The organism is Geodermatophilus sp. URMC 64, from assembly GCF_053502555.1.
Genome location: NZ_CP199955.1, coordinates 1,830,859 through 1,856,555, shown reverse-complemented (window position 1 = coordinate 1,856,555; position 25,697 = coordinate 1,830,859). Strand labels below are relative to the sequence as shown.

Sequence of the window (25,697 nt, the reverse complement as noted above, 5' to 3'; positions counted from 1 at the left end):
ATGTGCGGCCCGGTCCCCCGCTCCTAGCCTCGACGCGGCTCCCGCTCCGGAGCCCATCGTCGACAAGGATCCGTCATGGCACTTGCATCACTGGACCTGCTGGCCGGCCAGGTGGACGGCCAGTTCATCCGCCCCGGCGACGCCGGATACGAGGAGGCGCGCCGGGTCCACAACGGCATGATCGACGCACGGCCCGCCGCGGTCGTGCGCTGCGCGGACACGGACGACGTCGCCGCCGTGGTCCGTTTCGCCGGGGACACCGGAACGCCGCTCGCCGTCCGCGGTGGCGGGCACAGCGTGCCCGGCTTCGGCACGGCGGACGACGCGATCGTCGCGGACCTGTCGGACATGCAGTCCGTGGCGGTGGACGGCGAGCGGCGCACCGCCAGCGCCGGCGGCGGCACCACGTGGGGCCGGTTCAACGACGTCACCGGCGAGCACGGGCTGGCCACGACCGGCGGGGTCGTGTCCACCACGGGCATCGGCGGGCTGACCCTCGGCGGCGGGATCGGCTACCTGGCCCGCGGGCACGGCCTCTCCTGCGACAACCTGCTCTCCGCCGAGGTCGTCACCGCCGACGGCAGCGTGCGGACCGCCGGCGAGGACGAGAACGCCGACCTGTTCTGGGCGCTGCGCGGCGGCAGCGGCAACTTCGGCGTCGTCACGCGGTTCACCTACCGGGTGCACCCGGTGAGCACGATCCTCGGCGGGCCGATGTTCTTCGACCTCGCCGACGCACCGGCCGTGCTGGCGTACTTCCGCGAGTTCATCCGGACGGCGCCGCGCGACTACGGCGGCTTCCCCGGCTTCCACATCGCGCCCCCGCTGCCGTTCATCCCGGAGGACCGGCACGGGCGGCCCCACCTGGCCGTGGTGTCGTGCTGGGCCGGCGCGCAGGACGAGGGCGAGCGGGTCCTGCAGGGCTTCCGCGACGTGGCGCGGCCGGTGGCCGAGCACGTCGGCCCCATGCCCTACCCCGCGCTCAACGCCGCGTTCGACGCGCTCTACCCGAAGGGCCTCCAGCACTACTGGAAGACCGCCTATGCGAAGGAGCTCACCGACGAGGCGATCGCGGCGCACCTGGAGTACGGGTCGCGGACTCCCTCGGTGCACACGGCGGTGCACCTCTACCCGATCGACGGCGCCGTCCAGGACGTGCCCTCGGACGCCACCGCCTTCGGGCACCGGGACGCGTCGTTCGCCTTCGTGATCGCGGGCATGTGGGCCGACGCGGCCGAGAACGAGGCCAACATCCGCTGGGTCAAGGACTACCACGCCGCGATCGCGCCGTACTCGGAGCCGGGCGGCTACGTCAACTTCGCCTCCTCGGACGACCAGGCCAAGGTGGCCGACAACTACGGCGCCAACTACGCCCGGCTGCGCGAGGTGAAGCGCCGCTACGACCCGGACAACCTGTTCCGCCTGAACCAGAACATCCGCCCCTAGCCCGGGGGCTTTGCCTGCGCCTCAGCCAGCGAGGGCGGCGAGCTCGGCCAGCGAGCCCTCCTCCCCGGTCCGCGTGCCCCGGCCGCGGTCGGCCTCCGCGCCGGCGGCGGCCAGCGGCGCGAGCAGGTCCGGGCTCAGCCCGATGCTGAGGAACTCCAGCCGCACCCCCACCCGCCGGGCCCGCGCGAGGACGGCGGCGGCGACCGCGGCGGCGTCCCGCGGCCGGCCGAGCGCCGCCAGCGCGGGGGCGGCGACCATCAGCCCGCTCAGGACGGCGGAGAGGTCGTCCTCCGCCACCGACCGCCGCCCGGCGCGGACGACGAGGTCCAGCGCCTCCCCCGGCCGCCCGTCGCCGAGCACCAGCGCGGCGAGGATGCGCTCGGCCAGTGCGACCGCCCAGGCGTGCCCGACGTCCTCGCCGGTGCGGATCGCCGTCCGCAGCAGCGCGGTGCCCTCGGCCAGCCGCCCGGACGCCCCCGCGGCGGCCCCGGCGATGATCTCCTGCGCGGCGACCAGCGGTCCGAGGCCGAGCGCGCGGGCCGGCGCCAGGTTGGCCCGGGCGGTCCGCTCGGCGGTGGCCAGGTCGCCGGTGTACAGCGCGGCGAGCGCGGCGTAGTGGGTGACCAGCACGCGCGTCGCGGGCAGCTCCGGGTCGTCGGGCGGGGCCGCGTCCAGCTCGGCGGCGGCCGCGTCGAACGCCGCGAGGGCGCCGGCCATGTCGCCGTCGAGGGCGCGCAGCGAGGCCAGCGCGGTCTGCGCCCGCGCCCGCCACACCGCGGGGCCGTCGGGAGCGGCGGCCAGGGCGGCGCCGAGCCAGCGCAGCCCCTCGGTCGCCGCGCCGCGGCGGTACCACCACCAGTCCAGGCGGGCGACGCTGCGCAGCGCCTCGACCGGCGCGGACTCGAGGTCGTGCGCGAGGGCCGCGCGCAGGTTCGGCAGCTCGGCGGCCATCCGCCGCGTGACCGCGCCGGCGGCCGGTCCCTGCATGCCCCGGTCGACGTCGGCGACCAGCGCCCGCACCCACTCGGCGTGCGCCCGCCGGCTCTGCTCCGGCGCCGGGTCGAGCTCGCGGCAGCGGGCCCGGACCGTCTCCAGCAGCGTGAACCGGGTCGGCGTGCGGGCGGTGTCGGCGGTGAGCACCGAGCGGCTGACCAGGGCGGCCAGCCGCGGGAGCACCTCCGCGCCGGCCACGGCCTCGGCGGCGTCGACGGTCAGCCCGCCGTCGAACGGCCACAGCCGGAGCACGAGGTCGCGCTCGGCCGGGGCGAGCAGCTCCAGGCTCCAGTCGATGGCCGCCGCGAGGGTGGCGTGCGGGTTCAGCCCGCCGCGGCCGGTCCGGGCGGAGAAGGTGAGCGCGTCGTGCAGGTGGCCGGCCAGCTCGGGCAGTGCCAGCAGCCGGCTGCGGGCGGCCGCCAGCTCCAGCGCCAGCGGCAGCCCGTCGAGCGCGGTGGCGATGCGGGTCAGTGCCTCGGCGTCCTCGGCGGACGGCGTCCACCCGGGCCGGACGGCGGCGACCCGGTCGGTGAGCAGCGCGACCGCGTCGCCGGCCAGCGGCGCGAGCGGCAGCACCACCTCGCCCTCGACGCCGAGCGGCTCACGGCTGGTCGCCAGCACGGTGAGGCCCGGCGCGGCGTCGAGGAGCCGCGCCACCAGCTCCGCCGTCTCGTCGAGCACGTGCTCGCAGTTGTCGAGGACCAGCAGCCCGCGCCGGCCGGCCAGCGCGGTCGTGACGGCGGCGACGCCGTCCCCGTGCACCTCGGAGAGCCCGAGCGCCGCGGCCACCGACAGCGCGACGAACCCGGCGCCGGAGACGTCGGCCAGCCGCACCAGCCACGGCCCGTCGGGGTCGGCGCGGTCGGCGAGCAGCTCGACGACCAGCCGGGTCTTGCCGACGCCGCCCGGCCCGGTGACGGTGATCAGCGGCGCGTCGGCCACCGCGGCGGCCAGCCGGGCCAGCTCGGTCCCGCGCCCGACGAACCGCGTCGCCGGCCGGCGGATCGGGGTGCGCGGAGCGGCCGCGGGGGCCGGCGGCGCGCCCAGCAGCAGCCGCGGATCCTGGTTCAGCACCGCTGATTCCAGTCGCTGTAACTCCTCGCCGGGTGAGATGCCCAGCTCCGCGTCGAGCAGCGACCGGACGCGGCGCAGCGCGGCGAGCGCGTCGCCCTGCCGGCCGGTTCGGTACAGCGCCAGTACCAGCAGCTCCCAGCCGCGCTCGCGGAACGGCCGCTCCGCGGTGCGGGCGGTGAGTTCCGGGAGGACGGCGACCGCGTCGCCGAGCCCGAGCCGGAGGGCCAGCCGCTGCTCGATCGCCTGCTCCCGCAGCTCGGTCAGCCGGGCGCGCTCCGGGCCGACGCCGGAGAGGTCGTCGTCCCCCGCGTCGTCGAACGGCGTGCCCCGCCACAGCTCCAGCGCGGCGGTCAGGTGGGCGACGGCGGCGCGGGGATCGGCCTCGGCGGCGGCGCGGGCGACGAGCTGCGCGGCGGTGTCGGCGTCGAGCGCACCGGCCGGCAGGACGAGCGCGTAGCCGTCGCCGGCGCGGCGCAGCACGCTGCGGTCGTCGTCCCCGAGCGCCGTCCGCAGGCGGGAGACGTGCGACTGCAGCGTTGCCGCCCACCGGTCGGGCGGCGCGCCGCCCCACAGCAGCTCCGCCAGCCGGACGTCGGTCACCGGCTCGCCGCGGGCCGCGGCGAGCACGGTGAGCAGGCGGCGCGGCGCGCCGCCGCGCAGCTCGCGCACCTCTCCCCCGCGCCGGACCTCCGTGGGTCCCAGCACGAGGACCCGCAGGCCGGTCCGGTCGGTCATGGCGCCTGGCAGCGTAGGTGCCGGCGCCGTCCAGCGGCGGTCAAGGCGCGGTCAAGCGGCGTCCGGAGTCTCGGGGTCACCGACACCCGGATCCCCGAGAGGACGACGACGATGACCGCGACGACCGAGAAGCCGAACGTCCACGAGATGGTGGTCGTGCACCGGACCTTCCGCCAGGAGCTCGGCATGCTGCCCGCGCTGGTGAGCGGCACCGCCGAGGGCGACCGCCGCCGAGCCCGCGTGCTGGGCGGCCACTATCGCTTCGTGACGACGGTGCTGCACCACCACCACGAGTACGAGGACACCCACTTCTGGCCGGCGCTGCTCGAGCGCTGCCCGATGGACGCCGAGCTGATCACCCGCATGGAACGCCAGCACGAGCGGGTCGCCGAGCTGCTGGACTCGCTGCCGAACGCCTGGCGGGAGTGGGAGGCGCGGGCGGACGTCGACAGCCGGGCGCGCCTGGCCGCGGAGCTGGCCGCGCTCGCCGCCGCGCTGGTGGAGCACCTGCACGACGAGGAGACGTTCCTGCTGCCGATCATGGCCGACCACCTGACGGTCGCGGAGTGGCAGGCCTTCGGGGCGCACGCCGCGAAGAAGATGGACAAGACCCAGGGCCTGTTCTGGCTCGGCCTGGCCTTTGAGACGTGCACGCCGGAGGAGAAGGCGCACACCCTCGCCAAGATCCCGGCCTGGGCGCGCGTGCTGTGGAACCTGGTCGGCGAGGCGCAGTACCGCCGCGGCGTCGCCCGCGTCCGCGGCAGCTGAGCAGTCCGGGCGTGGAGCCGTCGGGTGGCGGACAGCGAGCAGCGGTTCACCGGCCGCGCGCGACACCCCACGGGGTGCTCGCGCCGCACCGAGGCGTTCCGCACTGTGATCGACGTCACTAACTTGACCGGCCATGTCGACGCCTTCCCGCCCGGAGTTGCGCCTTGCCCTGGTCATGAACGGAGGCGTGAGCCTCGCCGTCTGGATGGCCGGAGTGACGCACGAGATCGATCTGCTGCGACGGGCCAGCGAGAGCGGCGCGGACGGCGATGCGGACGTCCCCGTGTACGACCGCTTCTCGTGGCAGCAGTGGAAGGCGGCGGCGGAGGGCCGGCGAGTGGTGGTCGACATCGTGGCCGGCACCAGTGCCGGGGGGATCAACGGCGCCCTCCTCGCCGCCGCCGTCGCCGGTGGCGGCCGCCTCGACTGGCCGGATGCCGCGGACGCCCCCGGAGCGCGGCGGAGGACACCCTTCCTCCGCGAACTGTGGGAGGTGAAGGCAGGGCTGGAGCACGGCAAGCTGCTGCCCGACGAGCAGGACGAGCAGCGCTCGCTCCTGAACGGCAGGTACCTGACCGAGCAGGTGGTCGAGACGCTCGATGCGCTCGGGGTGCGGAGCAGGTTGGATCAAGCACGCCGCGTCCCGTCGGCTCCGCAGCCGCCGCCCGTCACGCTGTTCGTCACCGCCACCGCACTCGGACGAGCGGACCAGGAGTTCCGCGACGGTTTCGACCAGGCCTTCAAGACGCAGGACCACCGTCGGTTGTACCGCTTCCGGCACGACCCGTCGCACGAGGTCTACGTCCCGGACTCCGGCGAGTTCGAGGACCGCGACCTCCAGGAGTTCAGCCAGTACGCGGACGAGCTGGCGACCGCCGTGCGGGCGTCGGCGTCGTATCCGGTGGCCTTCGAACCCGTGCAGGAGACGCCGACGATGGCCGGACCTCCGCTGCGAGTGCTGGCCGCCGCCGACACGGAGCAGGCGTGGCTGGCGGACGGCGGGATCCTGGACAACGCCCCCTTCGGGCCCGTCCTGGACAGCATCAGCCGCCGGGCACCCGACACCGACGTCGAGCGGCTGCTCGTGTACGTCGTGCCGTCGCGAGGCACCGAGTCGGGCGAGCACGCTCGCACCACCGAGGGTCCCCCCGAACTGACGAGCGTGCTGGCCAACGCGGTCCTGCTGCCTCGCGAAGGGGACTTCCGCACGGACATCGACGAACTCGATCATCTGATCCATGCCGTCGACACGGAGGCCCAGGCGGTCGACCTCTTCGACACGGCGCTGAGCGACGGGACCGGCTCGACCAGCTACACCGACGTCCAGGCAGCGGCAGGCGGACTTCTGGCGACGTACTGGCGGGGGCGTTCGGCGGGTCGGATCGTCGAGGCCCGGTCACTTGCCGGAGGCGCCGATCGGCTCAGGGCCCACGACCTGAGGAGTCCCACGGCGCAGTTCCCGGCGAGCCCCGCGGCCACGAGCCCTGGGACGGCGACGACGGCGCTGCGGCCGCCCCCGCCCGCCTTCGGACCAGGCGTCTCTCCCCTCGCCACGCCGTGGGAATGGGGCGTCGCCGCGGCCGAGCGCTGCGTCCGCCTCCTCGCCCGGGACCTGATGCGGCGGCTCCACGACGGGCAGGACGTCAGCCAGGCCGCCCGCGAGGTCTCCCACGCCCTCCGTCGGATCGAGGCGGTCAGCGACGCACTGGAAGCCGCGCTGCGAGCCGAGGACGTCGGCCGGTTCGGCACCGACGAGCAGGCGGCGGAGGTGGTCGACGAGGTGTGCGAGCGCCTCAAGATCTCCGTGACCTTGCAGCAGTGCCTGCAAACCGCCGCGACGGCCTTCGCCGAGGGACTCCGGCAGTACGTCCCTGAGGTCCAGGCGGACGACGCCCTCCGCCTGGCGCTGGCCGTGGAGATCTGCGCACGCGCACTGCACGCAGGCGCGCCGTATCGGCGCACGCCTCTGTTCCGGTTCCTGCGCCTGGGCCCCGACGTGGACGCACCGGTGCTGGATGCCCCCGGGACATCGCCGCTCGATCAGTCGGGCGCGGCGGCCGCCTTCGGAGACCGCAAGCTGTACGGCTCCCGCGCCAGCCACTTCGCCGGCTTCGGCAAGCCGGAGTGGCGGGTGCACGACTGGCTCTGGGGCCGGCTCGACGCCATCGCCCATCTGGGCCGGGTTCTCGGCCAGAGCCGCGAGTGGGTCCGTGCGATGCAGGAAGCCGTCCTCGCCCATGACGGTGGGGATCCCGACGGTGTGCGGCTGCGTGCGAACACCGAGGCACTGGTGACCGACGATCCGCCCTACAACCCCCTGGCGGAGCTGCGGTCGACCGACAGCGGGCGACAGACGCTGAAGCGCCTGGAACAGCGAGCGGCCCGAGTCGCGGCCGACTCCGTCGACATCCCCAAGACCCCGGAGTTCGCCGAGCGACTCCTGGCCCGGTGGCTCCTCGGGGAGGTGCTTCCCGACTGATCCCCTCGACCTCCGAGTTCGTCCAGCACCGACGGGAACAAACGACGCCCGACCGACACTTGTCGCCGGCATGGCCACAGCGACCTGGAACGGCACCGTGATCGCGGAGTCCGACGACATCGTCACCGTCGAGGGCAACGCCTACTTCCCGCGCGAGGCGGTGCGCGACGACGTCCTCCGCCCGTCCGAGACGCACACCGTCTGCCCGTGGAAGGGCACCGCCTCGTACTACAGCCTCGAGCTCGACGGCCAGGTGAACAAGGACGCGGTCTGGTACTACCCCGAGCCCAAGGACGCGGCGAAGGAGATCACCGGCCGGGTCGCGTTCTGGCGGGGCGTCCAGGTCCAGTAGTCGGTGGTTTTTCGGGCTGAACCACCGGGGTTAAGCCCGAAAAACCACGCACTGGGGCTCAGCGCGTAGGGCGGGCGCCGGCGAGCTCGCGGGCGGAGGCGGCGTCCTCGGGGTCCTCGGCGGCGAGCAGCTCGTGGTAGACGTCCCACGCCTCGCGCGGGGTCATGCCCAGGGCCCGGGCGATCTGGTCCCATCCGGCGCCGCCGCGCAGCGCCGCCCGCATGCCGGTGAGCCGGCTGTCGTACGCCTTGCGGCTGACCACCTCGCCCAGCGCCAGCAGCTCGAGGGACTCCTCCACGTCCAGCGAGGTCGCCGTCGCGACGAGGGCGCTCCAGTCGTCCTCGGCGACCTCCGCGACCGTGTTGAGGGTCGTCCCGCCGGAGTCGCGGCGGGCCAGGAAGTCCAAGCGGGTGGCGGCGGTGGGCAGGGAGAACTCCCGCTCGAGCGCCTCGGGCGTGATGTGCATGGACCCACCCTCCCGCAGGCCGGCGGCGCGCCGCATCTCCCACGCTCGAGACCGGAAAGTCGGCGAGGCCCGCGCCCCCGGACAGGGGCGCGGGCCTCGCGATCAGTGCGGGGTCAGCTGTCGACGCCCACGGCCTCCTTGGCGAGGGCGGCCAGCTGGGTCTGCGCGGCGCTGGCCACGCTCGACCGGTTCTTGTGCGTCTCCTCGTACCGGATGATCACGTTGATGTCGTGCGGCGTCCTGAGCTGCTTGACCGCCTTGATCGCGTCCGGCTGCGACAGCGAGTCGTAGCCCTTGATCGGCAGCTCGTCGGCGGAGACGTCGCCCAGCTGCTCGCGGGCGGCCTTGGCGGCGTCGGCCTCGTCGCGGCGCCCCTCCCGGCGGGCGATCCGCTCGGCGCGGCGCAGCGAGGCGGCGCGACCGGCGGCGAGGGTCTCCCGGACAGCGGAGGTCAGCTGGCCGGCCTTGCCGGCCACGTCACCGAGGCGATCGCCGGCCTGCTCACGCCGCTGCGCGACGCTGTCCACGGTCTCGTTCACCCGGTTGGCCCAGAAGCGGTACGGCGTGACGGCGGCGTGGGCCACGGTGCCGGCGACCCTCTGCAGCGGCGTCGGCTGCAGCGCGGCCGGACCACCGAGCGCCTCCTCGGCCAGCACCACGGTCAGCCACTCCACGGTGGCCTCGTGCGCGGTGACCAGCCGCTCGGCGAGCTGGCGGACCTGCGGCAGCTCCGCCTTCTCGGCGAGCACCTTGAGGTAGGTGGCGCGGTCGAGCAGCTGGTGCTCGAGCTGCAGGTCCTGCAGCAGCGCCTCCTCCAGCGGCTCGGCCTGCTCGAAGGTGGCCTTCAGCCCGGCCGACAGCCGGCCCAGCGCGGGGGTCACGACGTCGGGCACGCCGCCGAGGGCGCGCAGCTGCTCGGTGATCGCCTGGGTCCGCTCCGCCGCGTGGTCGGCGTTCTGGGTCAGCTCACGCCGAACGGCGTCGGTCCGCGCCTGGGCGATGCGCGTCCGCGCGATCTGCTCCTCGGTCTGCGTCAGCAGCACGAGGGCGCGGAGCTGGTTGATGATCTTGGCCCGGTCGTTCTTGAGGGCGGGGTTCTCGGTCACTGGGACTCTCCAGACATCGTCTCGACCTGACGTCTGCAGCATGCCCCGGATTCCTTGGTGCTAACTAGAGCAAGCGAATTGCTAGCAGTGAACTGCGTCACGCCCGCCGGACGACGGCGTACTGGTCGGCGATGCCGAGCACCTCGGCGAGGCTGCGCAGCTCCGCCTCGAACATCGGCTCGGCGTCGCTCAGGGCGAACTTCAGGTGGCCGAAGAGCTCCATCGCGACCAGCCCGTAGAGCCGGACCCAGCAGCTCAGGAAGACCCGCACCACCCCCAGCGGCAGCTGCGCGATCGGCAGGTGCGCGCACCACTCGCGCAGCTGGCCGGCCAGCGCCGGATCGATGTCCTCGTCGGCCGGCACCGGGAACGGCCGCTCGGCGTACACCTGCGCGATCAGCGCGGCGAAGATGGCGCCGAAGCGCTCGGCGGCGGCGTGCGCGGGGCTCGTCGCGTCGGCGTGCAGCCGGTCGCCGGACGGGACGACGCCGTCGCCGGCGCTGCCGAACAGCAGCCCGAACTCCTGGTGGTGGGCGAGCGCCCACCGGCGGAAGGCGCGGCTGCAGGCGAGCAGCTGGACCGCCGCCACGGGTGGGTCGGCGGCGTCCCGCGCCTCCTCGAGGTGCGCGCACAGCTCGTCGTAGAGATCGGCGACGACGTGCTCGACGAGGTTCTCCCGGCTGTCGAAGTAGCGGTACAGCGCGGGCGCGGTCATGCCCATCTCGCGGGCGATGGCCCGCAGTGCGAAGCCCTCGCCGCCCTGCTCGACCAACACGCGGCGGGCGGTGTCCTTGATCTCGCGGACCGTGTCGGCACGCACGCGGTCGCGGCGACTGATGCCTTGAGCCGGCATGCCATCTGTCATGACCCGCGCTTCCTCGCTTGACTTCGGTGAACACCGTATGCAGAGTTAGCGCCGTTCGCTAACACCGTTCACTTCGGTGACCGACACTAACACGGGAGACGCCATGTTCGAGGCCCTCGGGCGAGTGATGTACCGGCGCCGCCGCTGGGTGGTCGTGCTGGGCCTGGTCCTCGTCGCGGCGGCGGCCGTGTGGGGCACCGGCGTCTTCGGCAAGCTCACCGGCGCCGGGTTCGAGGACCCCGACAGCGAGAGCTCGGCGGCCGCCGAGGTGGCCGCCGCCGAGCTCGGCCGCGACGCCGCCGACGTCGTCGTCCTCTACTCCAGCGACGACCTGACCGTCGACGATCCCGCCTTCGCCGACGCCGTCACGCGGACCCTGGACGCCCTCCCGGCCGACGAGGTCGCCCGCGCGACGACGTTCTGGACCACCGGCGCCGCGCCGCTGGTGAGCGAGGACCGGCACGCCACCTACGCCGTCCTCACCCTCGGGCCGGACGGCGACGCCGCGGAGCTCCGCGACCAGGTCCAGGCTCCCGGGCTCACCACGCAGGTCGGCGGCAACGCGGTGATCAACGAGGACATCAACGACCGGGTCAGCGCCGACATCGCGCGCGCCGAGTCGATCTCGATGCCGGTCCTGCTGGTGCTGCTGGTGGTCATCTTCGGCAGCCTGGCCGCCGCCAGCCTGCCCCTGGCGATCGGCGGGACGGCGATCCTCGGCTCGTTCGCCGCGCTGCGCGCCTTCACGAGCGTCACCGACGTGTCGGTGTTCGCGGTCAACGTGGTCACGATCATGGGCCTGGGGCTGGCGATCGACTACGGGCTGTTCGTGGTCAGCCGGTTCCGCGAGGAGATCCGCCGCCAGGGGAGCGTCGAGGACGCGCTGGCGCGCACGATGGCCACCGCCGGCCGCACCGTGGCGGTGTCCGCCTTGACCGTCGCGATCGCGCTGGCCGGGCTGCTGATCTTCCCGCAGGTGTTCCTGCGCTCGATGGGCTTCGGCGGGATGAGCGCGGTGCTCATCGCGATGCTGGCGGCGCTGACCCTGCTGCCGGCGCTGCTCGGGATGCTGGGGCCGCGCGTCGACGCCCTGTCGGTGCGCCCCCTCTTCCGCCGCCTGTTCAGGGCCAAAGTGGCCACTTCGGCCCCTTCCGAGCACGGCGCCTGGTACCGCATAGCCCGCAGCGTGATGCGCCGGCCGATCGTCTACACCGTCGTCGTCGTCGCGGTGCTGGTCGGCCTGGCGCTGCCGTTCCTCAAGGTGCAGTTCGGCGGCATCGACGTCCGCGTGCTGCCGGCCGGGACGGAGAGCCGCGTCGTCACCGAGGCGATCGAGCGCGACTTCCCGCCGTCGGCGAACGGGCCGATCGAGGTCGTCGTCACCCTGCCCGAGACGGTCGACTCGGCGGCGGGCCAGGCGGCGCTGCAGTCCTACGTCGACGACGTCGCCGCCGTCCCCGGGGTGGATGGTGCACAGGTGACCGCAGCGGGCGAGCACGTGGCCAAGGTGGCCGTCGCCTACGCCGGCGACCCGGTGGACGCCGACGCGCGGGAACTGGTCGGCGAGATCCGGCAGGTGCCGGCGCCGGACGGCGGCCGGGCGCTGGTCGGCGGGCAGAGCGCGGTGCTGACCGACCTGCTCGACAGCCTCGGCTCGCTGCTGCCGTGGATGGCGCTCATGGTCGTCGCGACGACCTTCGTGCTGCTGTTCCTGGCTTTCGGCTCGGTGGTGCTGCCGCTGAAGGCGCTGGTGATGAACGTGCTGTCGATCGGCGCCTCCTTCGGCGCGCTGGTCTGGATCTTCCAGGAGGGACACCTGTCCGGGTTCCTCGACTTCGAGCCGACCGGGTTCATCGAGGCGACCCAGCCGATCCTCGTGCTGGCGATCGTCTTCGGGCTCTCGATGGACTACGAGGTGTTCCTGATGTCGCGCATCCGCGAGCAGTACGACCTGACCGGCGACAACACGCGGGCGGTCGCCACGGGGCTGCAGCGCACCGGCGGCATCATCACCAGCGCCGCCTTGCTGCTGATCATCGTGATCGCGGCGTTCTCCCTCTCGGGGATCACCTTCATCAAGATGATCGGCGTCGCGATGCTGATCGCGATCGTGGTCGACGCGACGATCGTCCGGACGCTGCTGGTGCCCGCGACGATGCGGCTGCTGGGCAACGCGAACTGGTATGCCCCCGGCCCGCTGCGCCGGCTCTACGCCCGCTACGGCATCCGCGAGTCGGAGGAGGTCCCGGCGCCGCCCCCGCAGCGGGAACCGGCGCTCGTCCCCTGACCGCCGGTTGATGGAGTGGCTCGCGAGCGGTTTCCGCTCCCGAGCCACTCCGCGTCATGCGGTGGGGGCGGGCTCCTCGTGCAGCGTCCGCTGCAGCGGCAGCCGGACCCGGCGGGACGGCAGGGGGGACGGCGGGAGCCGGCGGCCGCAGCTGACGCAGAAGCGACTGCGGACGGCGACGACAGGGGCTTCCTGGTTGGTGCAGTGCGCGCACGACATTTCCGGGCCTCCTCGGGTCCGATCCCCCGGAGCGGGGTGCGGGGACCCTGCCAGTCCGGGTGACGCGCGTCACTGCTCCTCGGCGGGGATGGGGCGATCCGTTACCGGAGCGAGACCTCCGCCCGCGTGCTTCCCGCAGCCGAGGCGCTGCCGCCGGTGCCACCCTTCGGCCATGACCGGGCACCGGCGCCTGGCGCGGGCGGCCACCGTCGCCCTGCTCGCGCTGCCCGCCTGCACCGCGCCCGATCCCCCCGCGGCAGAGCCCGCCCCGGCGACCGCGGCGCCCCCGCCCACCACCCGGCCACGCTCGGCGGACGGCGGTCCGCAGCTCGTTCTCCGCGCCGCCGTCGACCTCTCCCCCGCGCTGCCCGGCCGGCCCGCCGAGGTCGTCTCCGCGGTCGCCGCCCCCGACGGCGGCGCGCACGTCGTCCTGCAGCCGGCCGACGGCACCGACCCGGTGCTGGCCACCGTCGAGGGCGGCGGGGCCCTGGTCCGCGCGGTGCCCGTGCCCCGGCTCGCGCAGGTGTTCGGCGTCCACCTGCTGCCCACCGGGGAGGTGCTCGTCGCCGGGCAGTTCCCGCGGCCGGGCCGGGACTACGGGTTCGCCGCCGTCGACCCGGCCACCGGCGCGGCCCGCACCGCCGTCGTCGTCCCCTACGAGGAGGGCACCGCCTTCACCTTCGGCCGCTCGGCGCTGTCCGCCGACGGCGCGGCGCTCTACCTGTTCGTGGCGACCGCGGTCGACGACCGCAACCTCGACCTGCTCGTCGCGGTCGATCCGCGCACCGGCGCCTTCCTCGGCGGGCGGGACCTGCTCGAGGAGGTGCGCGAGGTCTCCGGCTACCCGGTCGGCACCTACTCCGGCGGGCTCCTGGCGCGCCCCGACGGCGGCGTCACCCTGGCCTTCGACACGTGGGAGGCCGACACGTTCGCCGGGCCGGACCCGGGGCTGCTCAGCTACGACGCCGCCCTGGAACCGGCGGGCGACCCGGTGCGGCTCCCGATCGGGAACGCCCGGGCCGATCTGCAGGCCGCGGCCCTCGGCCCCGACGGCACCGTCTACCTGACCGTGCAGCCCCCGAACGGTGACCTGCTCGCCGCCGTCCGGGGCGGCGTCGTCACCGACGTGCTCGACATCGGCGGGCACGGCTACGACGACGCCGTGGTTGTGGACCCCGCAGGCTGGGCGCTCCTCCCGGCCCGCGGCGGCGCCCGGACCGTCGACCTGGCCACCGGCGCCGTCGGCCGGCTCGACGTCGGCTGCCCCTCGGCCGAGCCGGTGCTCGACGTCCTCCCCGGCGCGGGTCCGTCCCGCGCGCTGCTGCTCGGGCGGTGCGACGTCCGCGCGCCGGGCACCCCGATGCTCTGGCTGGTCGGGGCCTGAACCCGGCGCGGGCCGCCCCCGCGGTGCTACACCTGACGGTATGAAAGGGCACCGGCTGGCCGGGGTCGCGCTGGCCGGGGCACTCCTGGCGACGCTGGCCGGCTGCCCTGCGTCCCGCGACCGGGCCGAGCCCGAGCCGGCCGACGACTCCGTGCCGGCGCCGCGGTCCGCGCTCGGCACCGAGGCGACCACCGACCTGCCCGGCTACGGCGGCCCGCCGGCCGGGGCGCCGGCCAGCACCGGGCCGCTGACCACGCTGCGCGCCGCGGTCGACCTGACCCCGGCCACGCCGACCGTCTTCTCCGTGCCCGTGGCCGCGGCCCCGACCCCGGACGGGCGGGTGCTCGTGCTGCTCTCCCCCGTCGACTCCAGCCCGCCGCGGCTGGCCACGGTTGCGCCGGCCGGGGACTCCTTCGCGGTCGCCTCGGCCGTGGCCCTGCCGCCGTTCGCGTCCGTCACCGGGCTGCAGGTGCTCCCCGACGGCCGGGCGGCGGTGCTCGGGGAGCTGCCGTCGGACGACGGCTCGCCCGGCGGGTACGGGGTCGCGGTCGTCGACCCCGGCACGAGAGCGGCACGGACGACGGTCGCCGTCCCGTTCGACCCGGAGGACGTCCGCGCCTTCGGCCGGTCGGCGCTCTCGGCCGACGCGCGCACGCTGTACCTGTTCGCCACCTCGATCGGGGAGCGGCCGGCCTTCCCGGAGCAGCTGGTCGGCATCGACGTCGGCTCGGGGCGGGTCGTCGCCCGGCAGGTGCTCACCGACGAGATCGCCGCCGTGTCGGTGGTCCCGGCCGGGTTCGAGGCCGCCGGGCTGGTCGCCCGGACCGGCGGCGGAGTCACGCTGGTGCTGGACGCCTCGCCGGTCGCCGCGCGGCTGGAGCGGATCCCGACGCTGCTCGCCTTCGACGCCGACCTCACCACCGAGGGCGAGCCGGTGCGGCTGACCGACCTGGCCGAGGGCGCGGAGACCCAGGCGGTGACCGCCGGCGCCGACGGCACCGTGTTCGTCGTGGTGGAGGTGCGCGAGGACGTGTGGGTGCTCGCGGTACCCGACGGCGGCGGCGCGGGGCCGGTGCTCGCGGTGCTGCCCGATCCCGCGCACGACTTCGCGCTGGCGGTGGAGCCGGCGCAGCAGTGGGCGCTGCTGCCCGCGCTGGCCGGCGCCCGCGCGGTGAACCTGCGCACCGGGGATGAGGCCGGCCCGCTCGACCTCGGCTGCGACGGCGGGCTACACGTCCGCGACCTCAGGGCCGGAGCGACCGGGGCGGTGCTCGCCGGTGAGTGCGGCCCGCCGGCCCAGCGGACGGCGATGCTCTGGCTGGCCGGACCGTGAGGCGGGTGCTGGTCGCGGCCGCGCTGGCCGGCTGCCTGCTGGCGTCGGGCTGCACCGCCGAGCGGACCCGCACGCCCGAGCCGACCCCGTCGCCGCCGTCGTCCCAGGAGGCGCTGCCCGGCCGGCCGACCGACGCCTCGACCGGGCTGCCCGCGTACGCCGGCCCGCCGGCGGACGCACCGCCGAGCGCGGGCCCGCTGACCAGGCTGCGCGCCGCAGTGGACCTGAGCCCGGCGACGCCCGGCCCGTTCTGGCGGGCCCGCTCGACGGTGGCCGCGGCGGACGGCGGCGCCTACGTCGTCCTGGACAAGGAGGGGGACGGCCGGCCGCAGCGGCTGGCGACGGTGAGCCCGGCCGGCGGCGGCTTCGCGGTGACCGCCTCCGTGCCGATCCCGCGGGTCGACAACGTGGTGGGCACCCACCTGCTGCCGGACGGGACGGTGGCGGTGGCCGGGCGGCTGCCGTCGTCCGCCCTGGGCTTCGAGGTGGTCGCCCCGGGGAACGGCGACGTCCGTACCGTGCCGGTCGTGCCCGCCGAGCGCGGCACGGTCTCCGCGGACGCCCGGTCGGCGCTGTCCCCCGACGGCCGGACGCTGTACCTGGTGAGCACCGTCGAGACCGGCGCGGGGATCCGGGAGGCGCTCGCCGCGGTCGACGCCGCGACGGGCCGGGTGCTCGCCGAGCGGGACCTCGCCGAGGACGTCGCGGCGGCCTCGGCGTTCCCCCTCGCGCGGCAGCTCGCCGGCCTGGTCGCCCGGCCGGGCGGCGGCGTGACGCTGGTCTTCGACGCCTCACCCACCGACGTGCCCGAGCGGCGGATCCCGACGCTGCTGGCCTACGACGCCGGGCTGGTGCCGGCCGGAGCCCCGGTGCGGGTGACCAGCCTGGCCGAGCGGGCCGAGACCCAGGCGGTCACGGTCGCCCCGGACGGCACCGTGTTCCTGGTCGTCGCGGTGCCCGACGGGGCGTGGATCCTCGCGGTGCCCGACGGCGGCGGCGCCGGGCCGGTGCTCGTGCAGCTCGAGGACCGCGTCTTCGACTACACGCTGTCGGTGGAGGCGGCGCAGGTGTGGGCGCTGCTGCCGGCCGCGGAGGGGGCGCGGGCGGTGGACCTGCGGACCGGGGAGGTGCGCGGGCCGCTGGACGTGGGCTGTGGCTCCGGCCCCGACGTCCGGTCGATCGTGCCGGGCCCGCAGGGGGCCGTGCTGATCGGGCAGTGCAACGTGCGGAGCACCTGGGTGCAGATGCTCTGGCTCGCGGCTCCCTGACGCGGGACTGACAGGCGCGGCACAGGACGGCGGCGCACACTCGCAGGCCCGAGCCCCGAGGAGGACCCGTGCGCATCTCGCTGTTCGGCCTCGTGTACCTGGCCATCGGCGTCGTCGTCGCGCTGACCAACGGCTACAACAGCGTGGCCGGCCTGTCGGAGATCCTGTCGCTGATCATCGCGGTCATCCTCTGGCCGCTGGTGCTCTTCGGCGTGAACCTGCACCTGCCGCCGATCGCCACCTAATCGAGCGCGGCGAGGAGCCGGTCGAGGAACGGCAGCTGTCCCTTGACCAACTTCTCCCGTGCCTCGTCGACGCCGACCCAGGCGGCGCGGTCGATCTCCGGGAACTCCTGCATGCGCCCCGACCGCGGCGGCCACTCGAGCAGGAACGTGTTGCTGTGCGAGGCGTCGGCGTCCAGGTCGCCCTCGGCCGCCCAGACCGTGAGCACCTTGCCGCCGGCCTTCACCTCGCCGAGCGGCGTGAACTCCGTCGCGGGCACCGGCGAGCCGAGTTCCTCCTCGAACTCCCGCTGGGCGACGACGAACGGGTCCTCGCCGTCCTCGTACTCGCCCTTGGGGATCGACCAGCCGCCGGCGTCCTTCTTCGCCCAGAACGGCCCGCCCATGTGACCGATGAGCACCTCGACGCCGTCCGCCGCGCGCCGGTACAGCAGCACCCCCGCGCTCGTCCTCGGCACCCGACCTCCCTGTAGGGCCAAAGTGGCCACTTTGGCCCTACAGGTGGGCCAGCGCCTCCTCGAGGCCGACGACGTCGGCGTACTTGGCGTCGAGGTCGGCGAGGTTGTTCTCGTGCAGCGCGTCGGAGCGGTCGGCGCAGGCCTCGCGCACCACCTGCGGGCGGAAGCCGGAGTTGAGCGCGTCCATCGCCGACGCCCGCACGCACCCGGACGTCGAGACGCCGGCGAGCACCAGCGTGTCAACGCCCAGCGTGTGCAGCGTCGCGGCCAGCGGCGTGCCGAAGAACGCCGATGCGTACTGCTTCACCACCACCGGCTCCTCCGGCTCGGGCTTGAGCGTCAGCTCGCCCCAGCCGCCGGGCGCGCCCTCGGCGAAGCAGGCCAGCGCCGGCACCTTCCGCACGAACAGCCCGCCGTCGGCCAGCCCGGTCGCGTAGCGCACCGCCGTCCAGAGGACGGGGTGCCCACCGGCCCGGGCCGCCGTCACCAGGGCGTCCGCGGCCGCCACCGCCGGGCCGGGTTCGGGCAGCTCGAACGGCCCGCCCGGCTCGGTGTAGGCACGCACGAGGTCGATGACGAGCACCGCCGGCCGCGTCCCCCAGCCGACCCGGCCGGTGAACGGCGCCCCGTGCGGACCGGTCACGCCGCGTTCCTACCCGACGACATCGGCGATGTCGCCCCCTTCGAGGGCGTGAAGCGGGCGAGATCGCCGATCTCGCCGGGGTGACCGGTCACGCCGCGCTCCACACCGGGCGCTTCGGCGCCGGCAGCCCGGTCTCCTCCTCGCAGCGGGCCAGCAGCTCCTCGATCGGCGGGCCCATGTCGAACACCGGCAGATCGGCGGGCCGGTCGGCGCGCAGCCGCTCCCGCAGCGCCCGGGTCGCCTCGTCGTCCACCGTGCCGTCGTCGGTGACGACGACGCCGTAGCGCCGCGCGCCGTCGGCCGTGACCAGCCCGCGCCGCACCTCCAGGGCGACCAGGGAGGGGTCCCGTTCCAGCGGGTCGCCCCACCCGCCGCCGCCCCAGGTGACGAAGTGCAGGACGTCGTCCGGGAACACCCGCACGCCGTGGATCTTGCTCGGCAGCACCTCGCGGGTGCCGTCGGCGCGGACGATCCACTTGGTGCCGCGGGCGCCGGGGTGCCCGCCGTTGACGCCCCAGGGGTAGGTCAGCCACCGGTCGTCGTGGATCGCGATCTCGCCGGGCTCCTCGAAGACATAGGCCACGTCGACGCCGTTGCCGCCGCGGTGCAGGCCCGGCCCGCCGGTGTCGGCGACGGTCTCCCACGTCTCGATCCGCAGCGGGTAGTACGACTCGAGGTACTCGCACGGGATGTTGACGAAGCTCGGCCACAGCGAGTGGCCGTCCGGGCCGTCGCCGAGCGGCCGGCCGGGGATGCCGCCGAACCCGATCGAGTACAGCTGGAACCACTCCCCCTTCCGCTCGCCGGACGAGTAGAAGCCCGAGTACATGAAGTGCGGCGAGGAGGAGAAGCCGGCCGCGTTGAGCAGCGCCGGGTTGGTCTGCCCGAGCAGCCCGCCGAACAGGTCGAACACCCGGCCGATGCCGTGGTTGCGGCCGTTGAGCGCGGCCGGGAACTTCGGCTTCCAGTACGACCCGTCGGGGATCGTGACGTCGACCAGCGGGTAGAAGCCGTCGTTCCAGAGGATCTGCGGATCGGCCACGGTGATCATGTAGATGCCGAAGAACATCCGGGCCAGGTTCTCGTTCAGGTAGTAGTTCACCGGCCCGACCGCCTGCGGCGAGGAGCCGGTGAAGTCCAGGTGCACCTGGTCGCCGGTCCGCGTCAGCGACAGCTTCAGCTCGTACGGGCCGTTGCCGACGCCGTCGTCGCAGATGTAGTCGGTGAACGAGAGGGTGCGGCCCTCCTCGAACACCATCTGCAGCAGGACCTTCATGGCGTCGTAGTTGCGCTGCAGCAGCGCGTCCAGCGCCGACAGGTAGGTGGCGGTGCCGAACCGCTCGCACATCTCGACCACCCGCCGCGAGGCGGTGCGGCAGGCGGCGACCAGCCCGTTGAGGTCGGCGCGGTTCCAGTCGGGCTTGCGGACCTGGTTGAGGATGATCCGCAGCGCGTCGCCATTGAGCTCGCCCTTGCGGTAGAGCTTGAACGGCGGGATGACCACGCCCTCCTCGTAGATCGTCTGCGCGTCGGTCGGCATGGACGACGGCGTCTTGCCGCCGACGTCGCTCATGTGCCCGAACATCGACGCCCAGCCGACCACCCGGCCCTCGTGGAAGATCGGCAGCACCAGCAGCCAGTCGTTGGCGTGGCTGATCGCCGCCCCGCAGGAGTAGGGGTCCGACGTCAGCAGGACGTCGCCCTCCTCGATGGAGTCGTCGAAGCCGTCGAGGAAGTCGGGGATGGACAGGCCGAACTGGCCGACGACCATCTTGCCGCTGGGGTCGCCGATCAGCGGGAACTCGTCGTGCTGCTCGCGGATGCCGGGCGACAGTGCGGTCCGGAACAGCACCTCGTCCATCTCGTAGCGGGCGTTGCGCAGCCCGTTCTCGATGAGGTCGAGGGTCACCGGGTCGACGTCGACCCTGTCGACCGCGCCCGTGGCGGTCTCGATGATCCGGGCCATGGTCACGCCTCCGGGGTGATCAGCAGCGAGCCCGAGGCGTGCACGGTGGCCGCGTGCTCGGGCAGGACGAGGGTGGTCGAGTCCATCTCGGTGACGATCGCCGGGCCGCGGATCACGTCGCCGGCCCGCAGCTTCGCCCGGTCGTAGACGTTCGCGGCCACCTGACCGCCGGAGACGAAGACGGGGTGGGTGTCGACCAGCGCGCCGGAGAGGTCGCCGTCCCCCTGCTCGAGGTGCACCGGCGCGACGTCGGGTTTCGGTCCGGTGACCGTGGCGCGGGCGTTGACCATCTCGTGGTCGACCTCGAGCAGGAAGCTGAACAGCCGGCTGTGCTCGGCGTCGAACGTGCTCGCGAGGCGGGCCAGCGGGTCGTCGTCGTCCAGCCAGGCCGGGTCGACGTCGATCGGGATCTCGAAGCCCTGCCCGTGGTAGCGGACGTCGACCTGGTAGCTGACCGTCTGCTCGGCCGGGTCGAGGCCCTGCGCCGTCAGCCGCTGCCCGGCGTCGGCGGCCAGCTCCCGGAGCACCCCGGCGAAGTCGGGGCCGGAGAGCTCGGCGAACCGGCGCAGCACGGTGCGCGCCGACTCGTCGCGCAGGCTGGTGGTGGCGTCGCCGAGGGCGCACAGCAGCCCCGGCCCGGGCGGGATGATCACCGGCCAGGCGCCGGTCAGCTTGCCCAGGGCGTTGGCGTGCAGCGGGCCGGCGCCGCCGAAGGCGACCAGCGCGAAGTCCCGCGGGTCGAAGCCGCGCTGCACGGTGACCAGCCGCAGGCCGCCGAGCATGTTCTCGTTCACGATGTCGACGATCCCCGCGGCCGCGGCCTCGGCCGACTCCAGCCCCATCGCCTCGGCGATCTTGCCGACCGAGGCGCGGGCGGCGTCGACGTCCAGGGTGATCTCGCCGCCGGCCAGCGACGAGGGCAGGTACCCGAGGACGACGTTGGCGTCGGTCACCGTCGGGTCCACGCCGCCCTTGCCGTAGGCGGCCGGGCCGGGGTCGGCGCCCGCCGACTGCGGCCCGACCCGCAGCGCCCTGGTCAGCTCGGGCACGTGCGCGATCGACCCGCCGCCGGCGCCGACCGTGCGGACGTCGACGCTGGACGCGCGCACGGTGAGGTCGCCGACCTTGGTCTCCCGGCCGATCCGCGGGGTCAGCCCCTGCACGAGGGCGACGTCGGTGGAGGTGCCGCCCATGTCGAAGGTGATCAGGTCGCGGTAGCCGCACTGCTCGGCCACCCAGACCGCACCGGTGACCCCGCCGGCCGGGCCGGAGAGCAGCATCGTCACCGGCGCGGCGATCGCGGCGTCCGCGGACTGCAGGCCGCCGTCGGACCGCAGGATGGCCAGCTCCCCGGCCACGCCGCCCTCGCCCAGCCGGTCGGAGAGGTTCTGCACGTACTTCTTGACCTGCGGCTGCACGTAGCCGTTGGCGACGGTGGTGAGCGTGCGCTCGTACTCGCGCAGCTCGGGCAGCACGTCGGAGGACAGCGAGACCGGGACGCCGGGCAGGAGCTCGGCGGCCAGCTCGGCGATCCGCCGCTCATGGGCGGGGTCGGCGAAGGAGTTGATCAGGCTGACGGCGAGGGCCTGCACGCCGCGGCCCTGCAGCTTCGCCAGCTGCCGGCGGACGTCGTCCTCGTCGAGCGGGCGGACGACGTTGCCGTCGCTGGCGATCCGCTCGTCGACCTCGACGGTGTTCTGCAGGTCGGCCAGCGGCTCGGGCTTGGGCCAGATGATCCAGCCGGCCAGCCCGCCGGGGACGAAGGAGCGGGCGATCTGCAGCACCTGGCGGAAGCCCTTGGTGGTGACCAGCCCGACCGTGGCGCCCTTGCCCTCGAGAATCGCGTTGGTCGCCACCGTGGTGCCGTGCAGCACCTGGGCGACCTCGGCGAGCTCGATGCCGGCCTCGGCGCACACCTTGCCGATGCCGGTGAGCACGCCGACGGCCTGGTCGGCCGGCGTCGAGGCGGTCTTCGCCCGCCAGGTGGCGCCGCTGCCCTCCTCGACGAGCAGCACGTCGGTGAAGGTGCCGCCGACGTCGACACCGAGCCGGTAACTCATGAGGCCTCCTCTTCTCGGGCTTGCTCCCGTGCGGCGCGCACCATCACGGCGCGGGCGTTGGAGATGTGCGCGGTCATGACGGCCCGGGCCCAGTCGGCGTCGCCGGCGCGGACGGCCGCCACGATCTCCGCGTGGTGGGCGAGGCTGCGGCGCAGCGACGCCTCGTCGTAGGTGTGGAAGTTGCGCAGCACGATCGGCGGGTGGATCGCCGCGGCCAGCGCGGCGGCGAGCGCCGGGTGGTCGGCCAGCGCGACCAGCCGGTCGTGGAAGGCGCGGTTGAGCGGGACGAGGGCGTCGAGGTCCTGGCCCGGCCCGGGGCTGCCGACGACGAACATCCGCTGGGCGAGCTCCTCGAGGTCGTCGACGTCCCGCTGGGTCGCGCGCGCGACGGCGAAGCCGGTGAGCTGCGGCTCGAGGGAGGCGCGCAGGTCGAAGACGCCCTCGAGCTCGGCGACGGTCCAGGTGGCCACGCGGGCGCCGCGGTTGGGCGCGATCTCGACCAGTCCCTCGGCGGCGAGCCGGGACAGCGCCTCGCGGACCGGCGTGCGGCTGACCCCGAGCCGGTCGGCGAGCTCCACCTCGCCGAGCCGCGCGCCGGGACGCAGGCCGCCGTCCAGGATGAGCTCCCGGAGCGCGGCGAGCGTCCGCTCGGCGGACGTCAGCGAACGTGTCACCCGTCACATCCCTCGGCAGATTGTGTGCAAACCTAGGGCGGACGGATTCCGGGAGGCAATGCCTCTCGGTAACTTGCCCGTGTCTGCATACAAGCGGAGGTCGCGGTGGGAAATCTGCTGAGCACGGACCGCACTCCCCGGGCCCGGCTGCGGGAGCTGCTCCGCGGCCCGTCGCCGCTGGTCGCGCCGGGCGCGTACGACGCGCTGTCGGCCCGGCTGATCGAGCAGGCCGGCTTCGACGTCGTCTACATGACCGGCTTCGGGACGACGGCCTCGCTGATCGGCCGGCCCGACGTCGGGCTGCTCTCCGGCACGGAGATGGCCGACAACGCGCGGCGGATCGTCTCCGCCGTCGACGTCCCGGTGATCGCCGACGCCGACACCGGCTACGGCAACGCGCTCAACGTGCTCCGGACCGTGCAGCTCTACGAACAGGCCGGGGTGGCCGGCGTCCAGCTCGAGGACCAGGTCATGCCCAAGAAGTGCGGGCACATGAGCGGCAAGGCGCTGATCGGCGCCGACGAGATGGTGGGCAAGATCCGCGCGGCGGTCGAGGCGCGCCACGACCCCGACCTGGTGATCATCGCCCGCACCGACGCGGTGGCCGTCGCGGGCCTGGACGAGGCGATCGGCCGGGCGAAGGCGTTCGCCGACGCCGGCGCCGACCTGCTCTTCGTCGAGGCGCCGACCTCGGAGGACGACATCGCGACGGTCGCCGCCGAGCTGCGCGACGTCGCGCCGCTGGTCTTCAACTGGGCGGAGGGCGGCAAGACCCCGCCGCTCTCCCTGGGGCGCATCGCCGAGCTGGGTTTCTCGCTGGTCATCTTCCCGATCGGCCCGCTGCTGGCCGCGACGGCCGGGATCCGGTCCCTGCTGGCGACGCTCAAGGCCGACGGCGTCCCGTCGCTGTCCGGGCTGCCGACGTTCGGCGAGTTCACCGACCTGATCGGCCTGCCCGAGGTGCAGGAGCTGGAGCAGCGCTACGCCGGCGCGTGACCCCGCCGGCGCGGCTCAGCCGGCGCGGGTCATCGTGGACGCGTAGCCGCCACCGGGCCACTGCCACGCCCCGGCGTTGGTCGTGCCGTCGGCGCTGAATCGCCCCTCGAAACGGGCCGGCGAGTCCGTCCCGCCGAACCAGATGCTGAGCAGGTCGCCCTCGAGCCGGTAGGTGTACTCGAGGATCTCGCCGCCGGTGCCGAAGAAGTGCGAGCGCAGCTCCCCGTCGGCCTGGTCGTAGCCGATGTACTCCACCCCGCGGGTGTCGCCGTCGGCCGACGTCAGCTCCACGTGCTGGACGAGGAAGTTCCCGCCGTCCATCCACTCGTAGCGGACCTCGCCGGTCAGGCCGTCGGGGCCCGAGACGGTCCAGGTGCCGACGAGGGGGTCGAGCGTGCGCAGCGCCGCGGCGCGGGCGTCGGTTCCCGGAGCCGAGCCGGTGCCCTCGAGGGTGGCGGTGTCGGTGCTCATGGTGCCCTCCTGCGCGGACGGGGCCCCAGCGCCGTCGTGGGGCCACGCCAGTAGGACGGATCGGCGATGGCGCCCTCATCGGTTCCGCGCACGCCGTCGACCGGCCGGCACCCCTGCACCCAGGGGGCTTGTGCTCTGAGTGCCCCTGCACTCAGAGCACAAGCGTCCTGCGACCACCGCACGGGTAGGGCCGCCGCATGAGCGAGCGGCTGGCGGCGTGGGTCGACGAGCTGGGTGCGATCGGCGGGCGGCCGTCGGGCGGGGTGACGCGGGTGGCGTGGTCGGCCGAGCTCGCCGAGGCGAACGCGTGGCTGGTCGGCAAGGCCACCGAGCTCGGGTTGGACGCGCACGTCGACCCGGCGGGGAACGTCGTCTGCCGGTGGGCGGGCACGGAGCCGGACGCGCCCGCGGTCGTCGTCGGCTCGCACCTCGACACGGTGCCCGACGGCGGCCGCTACGACGGCGCGTTCGGCGTGCTGGCCGGCCTGGAGGTGCTGCACCGGCTGCGCGAGCGCGGGTTCACGCCCCGCCGTCCCGTCTGGCTGGTGGCGTTCAACGACGAGGAGGGCACCCGCTACGACGCGTCGATGTTCGGCAGCCACGCCTTCTGCGGCGACGACGTCACCCAGTTCCTCGACCGGGTGGACGCCGACGGCGTCGTGCTGCGCGACGCCATGCGGCAGTCCGGCAGCGACCCGGCCGCGCTCCCTGGTGCCGCGGTGGTCGACCGGGTCGGGCACTACCTCGAGCTGCACATCGAGCAGGGCCCGCGGCTGGAGCGGGCCGGGCAGCGGGTGGCGGTGGTGTCGGCGATCGTCGGCATGCGCGGCTACGTGGTCACCCTGCGCGGCACCGCCAACCACGCCGGGACGACGCCGATGGACGCGCGGCAGGACGCGCTGGCCGGGGCCGCCCGCGCCCTGCTGGGCCTGCGCGACGCCGTCCGCGCCGAGGAGGGCATGACCGTCAACGTCGGCCGGATCGAGGTCGAGCCGGGCGGCGCCAACGTCATCCCCGGCGTCGCGCGGTTCACCGTCGACATCCGCGGGGCGACGGCGGCGGCGATGGAAGGGGCCGACGAGCTGGTGCACCGGCACGCGAACGACGCCGCGTCGGCGGAGGGGCTGGCGGCCGACGTCGAACCGACGTTCCTGCACCCGGCCACCGAGCTGGCCCCCGAGCTGCGGGCGCTGCTCGCCCGGCAGGTCGCGGCCACCGGCACCGAGGTGGTCGAGCTGGTCAGCGGCGCCGGCCACGACGCGATGGTGCTGGCCGAGCGCGTGCCGGCGGCGATGCTGTTCGTGCCCAGCCGCAACGGCGTCAGCCACGCGCCGGACGAGTACACGGCGCCGGAGCTCTACGAGCCGGCGCTCACCGTGTTCACCGAGGCGGTCGCCGAGCTGGCGCAATAA

At 74.6% G+C, this 25,697-nt stretch carries 21 protein-coding genes; 11 read left to right on the top strand and 10 right to left on the bottom strand.

The annotated features are described in order from the left end of the window. The first annotated feature begins 75 nt into the window (after nucleotides 1–75). A complete protein-coding gene (locus ACWIYF_RS09120) occupies nucleotides 76–1,446 on the top strand; it encodes an FAD-binding oxidoreductase (RefSeq protein ID WP_448627801.1) in 1,371 nt (456 codons plus the stop codon). A 21-nt stretch (nucleotides 1,447–1,467) separates the two neighbouring features. Here the strand turns inward: ACWIYF_RS09120 and ACWIYF_RS09115 are convergent, their stop codons facing one another. Next, nucleotides 1,468–4,248 carry a BTAD domain-containing putative transcriptional regulator gene (locus ACWIYF_RS09115; RefSeq protein WP_448627800.1) on the bottom strand — a complete coding sequence of 927 codons (2,781 nt, stop codon included), beginning with the start codon at nucleotides 4,246–4,248 and terminating at the stop codon, nucleotides 1,468–1,470. Between the two features lie 111 nt (nucleotides 4,249–4,359). Here ACWIYF_RS09115 and ACWIYF_RS09110 point away from each other — a divergent pair, with 111 nt between their 5' ends. The 3 genes from ACWIYF_RS09110 to ACWIYF_RS09100 all read left to right on the top strand — a co-directional run bounded on the left by ACWIYF_RS09110 (nucleotide 4,360) and on the right by ACWIYF_RS09100 (nucleotide 7,847). Continuing rightward, nucleotides 4,360–5,016 (top strand): hemerythrin domain-containing protein, encoded by a 657-nt coding sequence (locus tag ACWIYF_RS09110; protein WP_448627799.1) that lies wholly within the window; start codon nucleotides 4,360–4,362, stop codon nucleotides 5,014–5,016. A gap of 133 nt (nucleotides 5,017–5,149) precedes the next feature. Beyond that, nucleotides 5,150–7,495, top strand: a complete 2,346-nt coding sequence (locus tag ACWIYF_RS09105; protein ID WP_448627798.1) for a DUF3376 domain-containing protein — start codon at nucleotides 5,150–5,152, stop codon at nucleotides 7,493–7,495. 70 nt (nucleotides 7,496–7,565) lie between these two features. Continuing rightward, complete coding sequence (locus tag ACWIYF_RS09100) at nucleotides 7,566–7,847, top strand: DUF427 domain-containing protein (protein WP_448627797.1); 282 nt, start codon at nucleotides 7,566–7,568, stop codon at nucleotides 7,845–7,847. 58 nt (nucleotides 7,848–7,905) lie between these two features. On the opposite strand, the gene ACWIYF_RS09095 is transcribed toward ACWIYF_RS09100, so the two are convergent. The 3 genes from ACWIYF_RS09095 to ACWIYF_RS09085 form a co-directional block, all read right to left on the bottom strand. Then, nucleotides 7,906–8,313: a hypothetical protein gene (locus tag ACWIYF_RS09095; RefSeq protein ID WP_448627796.1), complete on the bottom strand. Its 408-nt coding sequence runs from the start codon at nucleotides 8,311–8,313 to the stop codon at nucleotides 7,906–7,908. A gap of 113 nt (nucleotides 8,314–8,426) precedes the next feature. Continuing rightward, a complete protein-coding gene (locus tag ACWIYF_RS09090; RefSeq protein WP_448627795.1) occupies nucleotides 8,427–9,419 on the bottom strand; it encodes a ferritin-like domain-containing protein in 993 nt (330 codons plus the stop codon). Nucleotides 9,420–9,516: 97 nt separating this feature from the next. Next, complete coding sequence (locus ACWIYF_RS09085; protein ID WP_448627794.1) at nucleotides 9,517–10,239, bottom strand: TetR/AcrR family transcriptional regulator; 723 nt, start codon at nucleotides 10,237–10,239, stop codon at nucleotides 9,517–9,519. A 121-nt stretch (nucleotides 10,240–10,360) separates the two neighbouring features. On the opposite strand from ACWIYF_RS09085, the gene ACWIYF_RS09080 reads away from it, so the two are divergent. From ACWIYF_RS09080 to ACWIYF_RS09060, 5 genes are all read left to right on the top strand, one after another. Then, the gene (locus ACWIYF_RS09080) at nucleotides 10,361–12,571 is read left to right on the top strand and encodes an MMPL family transporter (protein ID WP_448627793.1); all 2,211 of its coding nucleotides are present in this window, start codon (nucleotides 10,361–10,363) and stop codon (nucleotides 12,569–12,571) included. A gap of 391 nt (nucleotides 12,572–12,962) precedes the next feature. Then, entirely contained in the window at nucleotides 12,963–14,174 is a 1,212-nt protein-coding gene (locus ACWIYF_RS09075) for a hypothetical protein (RefSeq protein WP_448627792.1), read from the top strand. A gap of 40 nt (nucleotides 14,175–14,214) precedes the next feature. Continuing rightward, nucleotides 14,215–15,507, top strand: coding sequence for a hypothetical protein (locus ACWIYF_RS09070; protein ID WP_448627791.1), 1,293 nt, complete (start codon nucleotides 14,215–14,217; stop codon nucleotides 15,505–15,507). Nucleotides 15,508–15,512: 5 nt separating this feature from the next. Continuing rightward, the gene (locus ACWIYF_RS09065) at nucleotides 15,513–16,775 is read left to right on the top strand and encodes a hypothetical protein (protein WP_448627790.1); all 1,263 of its coding nucleotides are present in this window, start codon (nucleotides 15,513–15,515) and stop codon (nucleotides 16,773–16,775) included. 68 nt (nucleotides 16,776–16,843) lie between these two features. Continuing rightward, nucleotides 16,844–17,020: a hypothetical protein gene (locus ACWIYF_RS09060; protein WP_448627789.1), complete on the top strand. Its 177-nt coding sequence runs from the start codon at nucleotides 16,844–16,846 to the stop codon at nucleotides 17,018–17,020. Here the strand turns inward: ACWIYF_RS09060 and ACWIYF_RS09055 are convergent. The 5 genes from ACWIYF_RS09055 to ACWIYF_RS09035 all read right to left on the bottom strand — a co-directional run bounded on the left by ACWIYF_RS09055 (nucleotide 17,017) and on the right by ACWIYF_RS09035 (nucleotide 22,818). Next, nucleotides 17,017–17,475: an NUDIX domain-containing protein gene (locus tag ACWIYF_RS09055; RefSeq protein WP_448627788.1), complete on the bottom strand. Its 459-nt coding sequence runs from the start codon at nucleotides 17,473–17,475 to the stop codon at nucleotides 17,017–17,019. The genes ACWIYF_RS09060 and ACWIYF_RS09055 overlap by 4 nt on opposite strands. Before the next feature lie 37 nt (nucleotides 17,476–17,512). Beyond that, a complete protein-coding gene (locus ACWIYF_RS09050; protein ID WP_448627787.1) occupies nucleotides 17,513–18,118 on the bottom strand; it encodes an isochorismatase family protein in 606 nt (201 codons plus the stop codon). Nucleotides 18,119–18,206: 88 nt separating this feature from the next. Further along, nucleotides 18,207–20,084, bottom strand: coding sequence for a hydantoinase B/oxoprolinase family protein (locus tag ACWIYF_RS09045; protein WP_448628737.1), 1,878 nt, complete (start codon nucleotides 20,082–20,084; stop codon nucleotides 18,207–18,209). A 2-nt stretch (nucleotides 20,085–20,086) separates the two neighbouring features. Beyond that, the gene (locus ACWIYF_RS09040) at nucleotides 20,087–22,144 is read right to left on the bottom strand and encodes a hydantoinase/oxoprolinase family protein (protein ID WP_448627786.1); all 2,058 of its coding nucleotides are present in this window, start codon (nucleotides 22,142–22,144) and stop codon (nucleotides 20,087–20,089) included. Beyond that, nucleotides 22,141–22,818, bottom strand: coding sequence for a GntR family transcriptional regulator (locus tag ACWIYF_RS09035; protein ID WP_448627785.1), 678 nt, complete (start codon nucleotides 22,816–22,818; stop codon nucleotides 22,141–22,143). Before ACWIYF_RS09035 ends, ACWIYF_RS09040 begins: the two co-directional genes overlap by 4 nt. Nucleotides 22,819–22,923: 105 nt before the next feature. Between ACWIYF_RS09035 and ACWIYF_RS09030 the strand changes: the two genes are divergently transcribed. Beyond that, nucleotides 22,924–23,814: an isocitrate lyase/PEP mutase family protein gene (locus tag ACWIYF_RS09030; protein WP_448627784.1), complete on the top strand. Its 891-nt coding sequence runs from the start codon at nucleotides 22,924–22,926 to the stop codon at nucleotides 23,812–23,814. Between the two features lie 15 nt (nucleotides 23,815–23,829). Here ACWIYF_RS09030 and ACWIYF_RS09025 read toward each other — a convergent pair whose 3' ends face one another. Next, nucleotides 23,830–24,285, bottom strand: a complete 456-nt coding sequence (locus tag ACWIYF_RS09025) for a hypothetical protein (protein WP_448627783.1) — start codon at nucleotides 24,283–24,285, stop codon at nucleotides 23,830–23,832. Nucleotides 24,286–24,482: 197 nt separating this feature from the next. Between ACWIYF_RS09025 and ACWIYF_RS09020 the strand changes: the two genes are divergently transcribed. Further along, on the top strand, nucleotides 24,483–25,697 hold the full coding sequence (locus ACWIYF_RS09020; protein ID WP_448627782.1) for an allantoate amidohydrolase: 1,215 nt from the start codon (nucleotides 24,483–24,485) through the stop codon (nucleotides 25,695–25,697).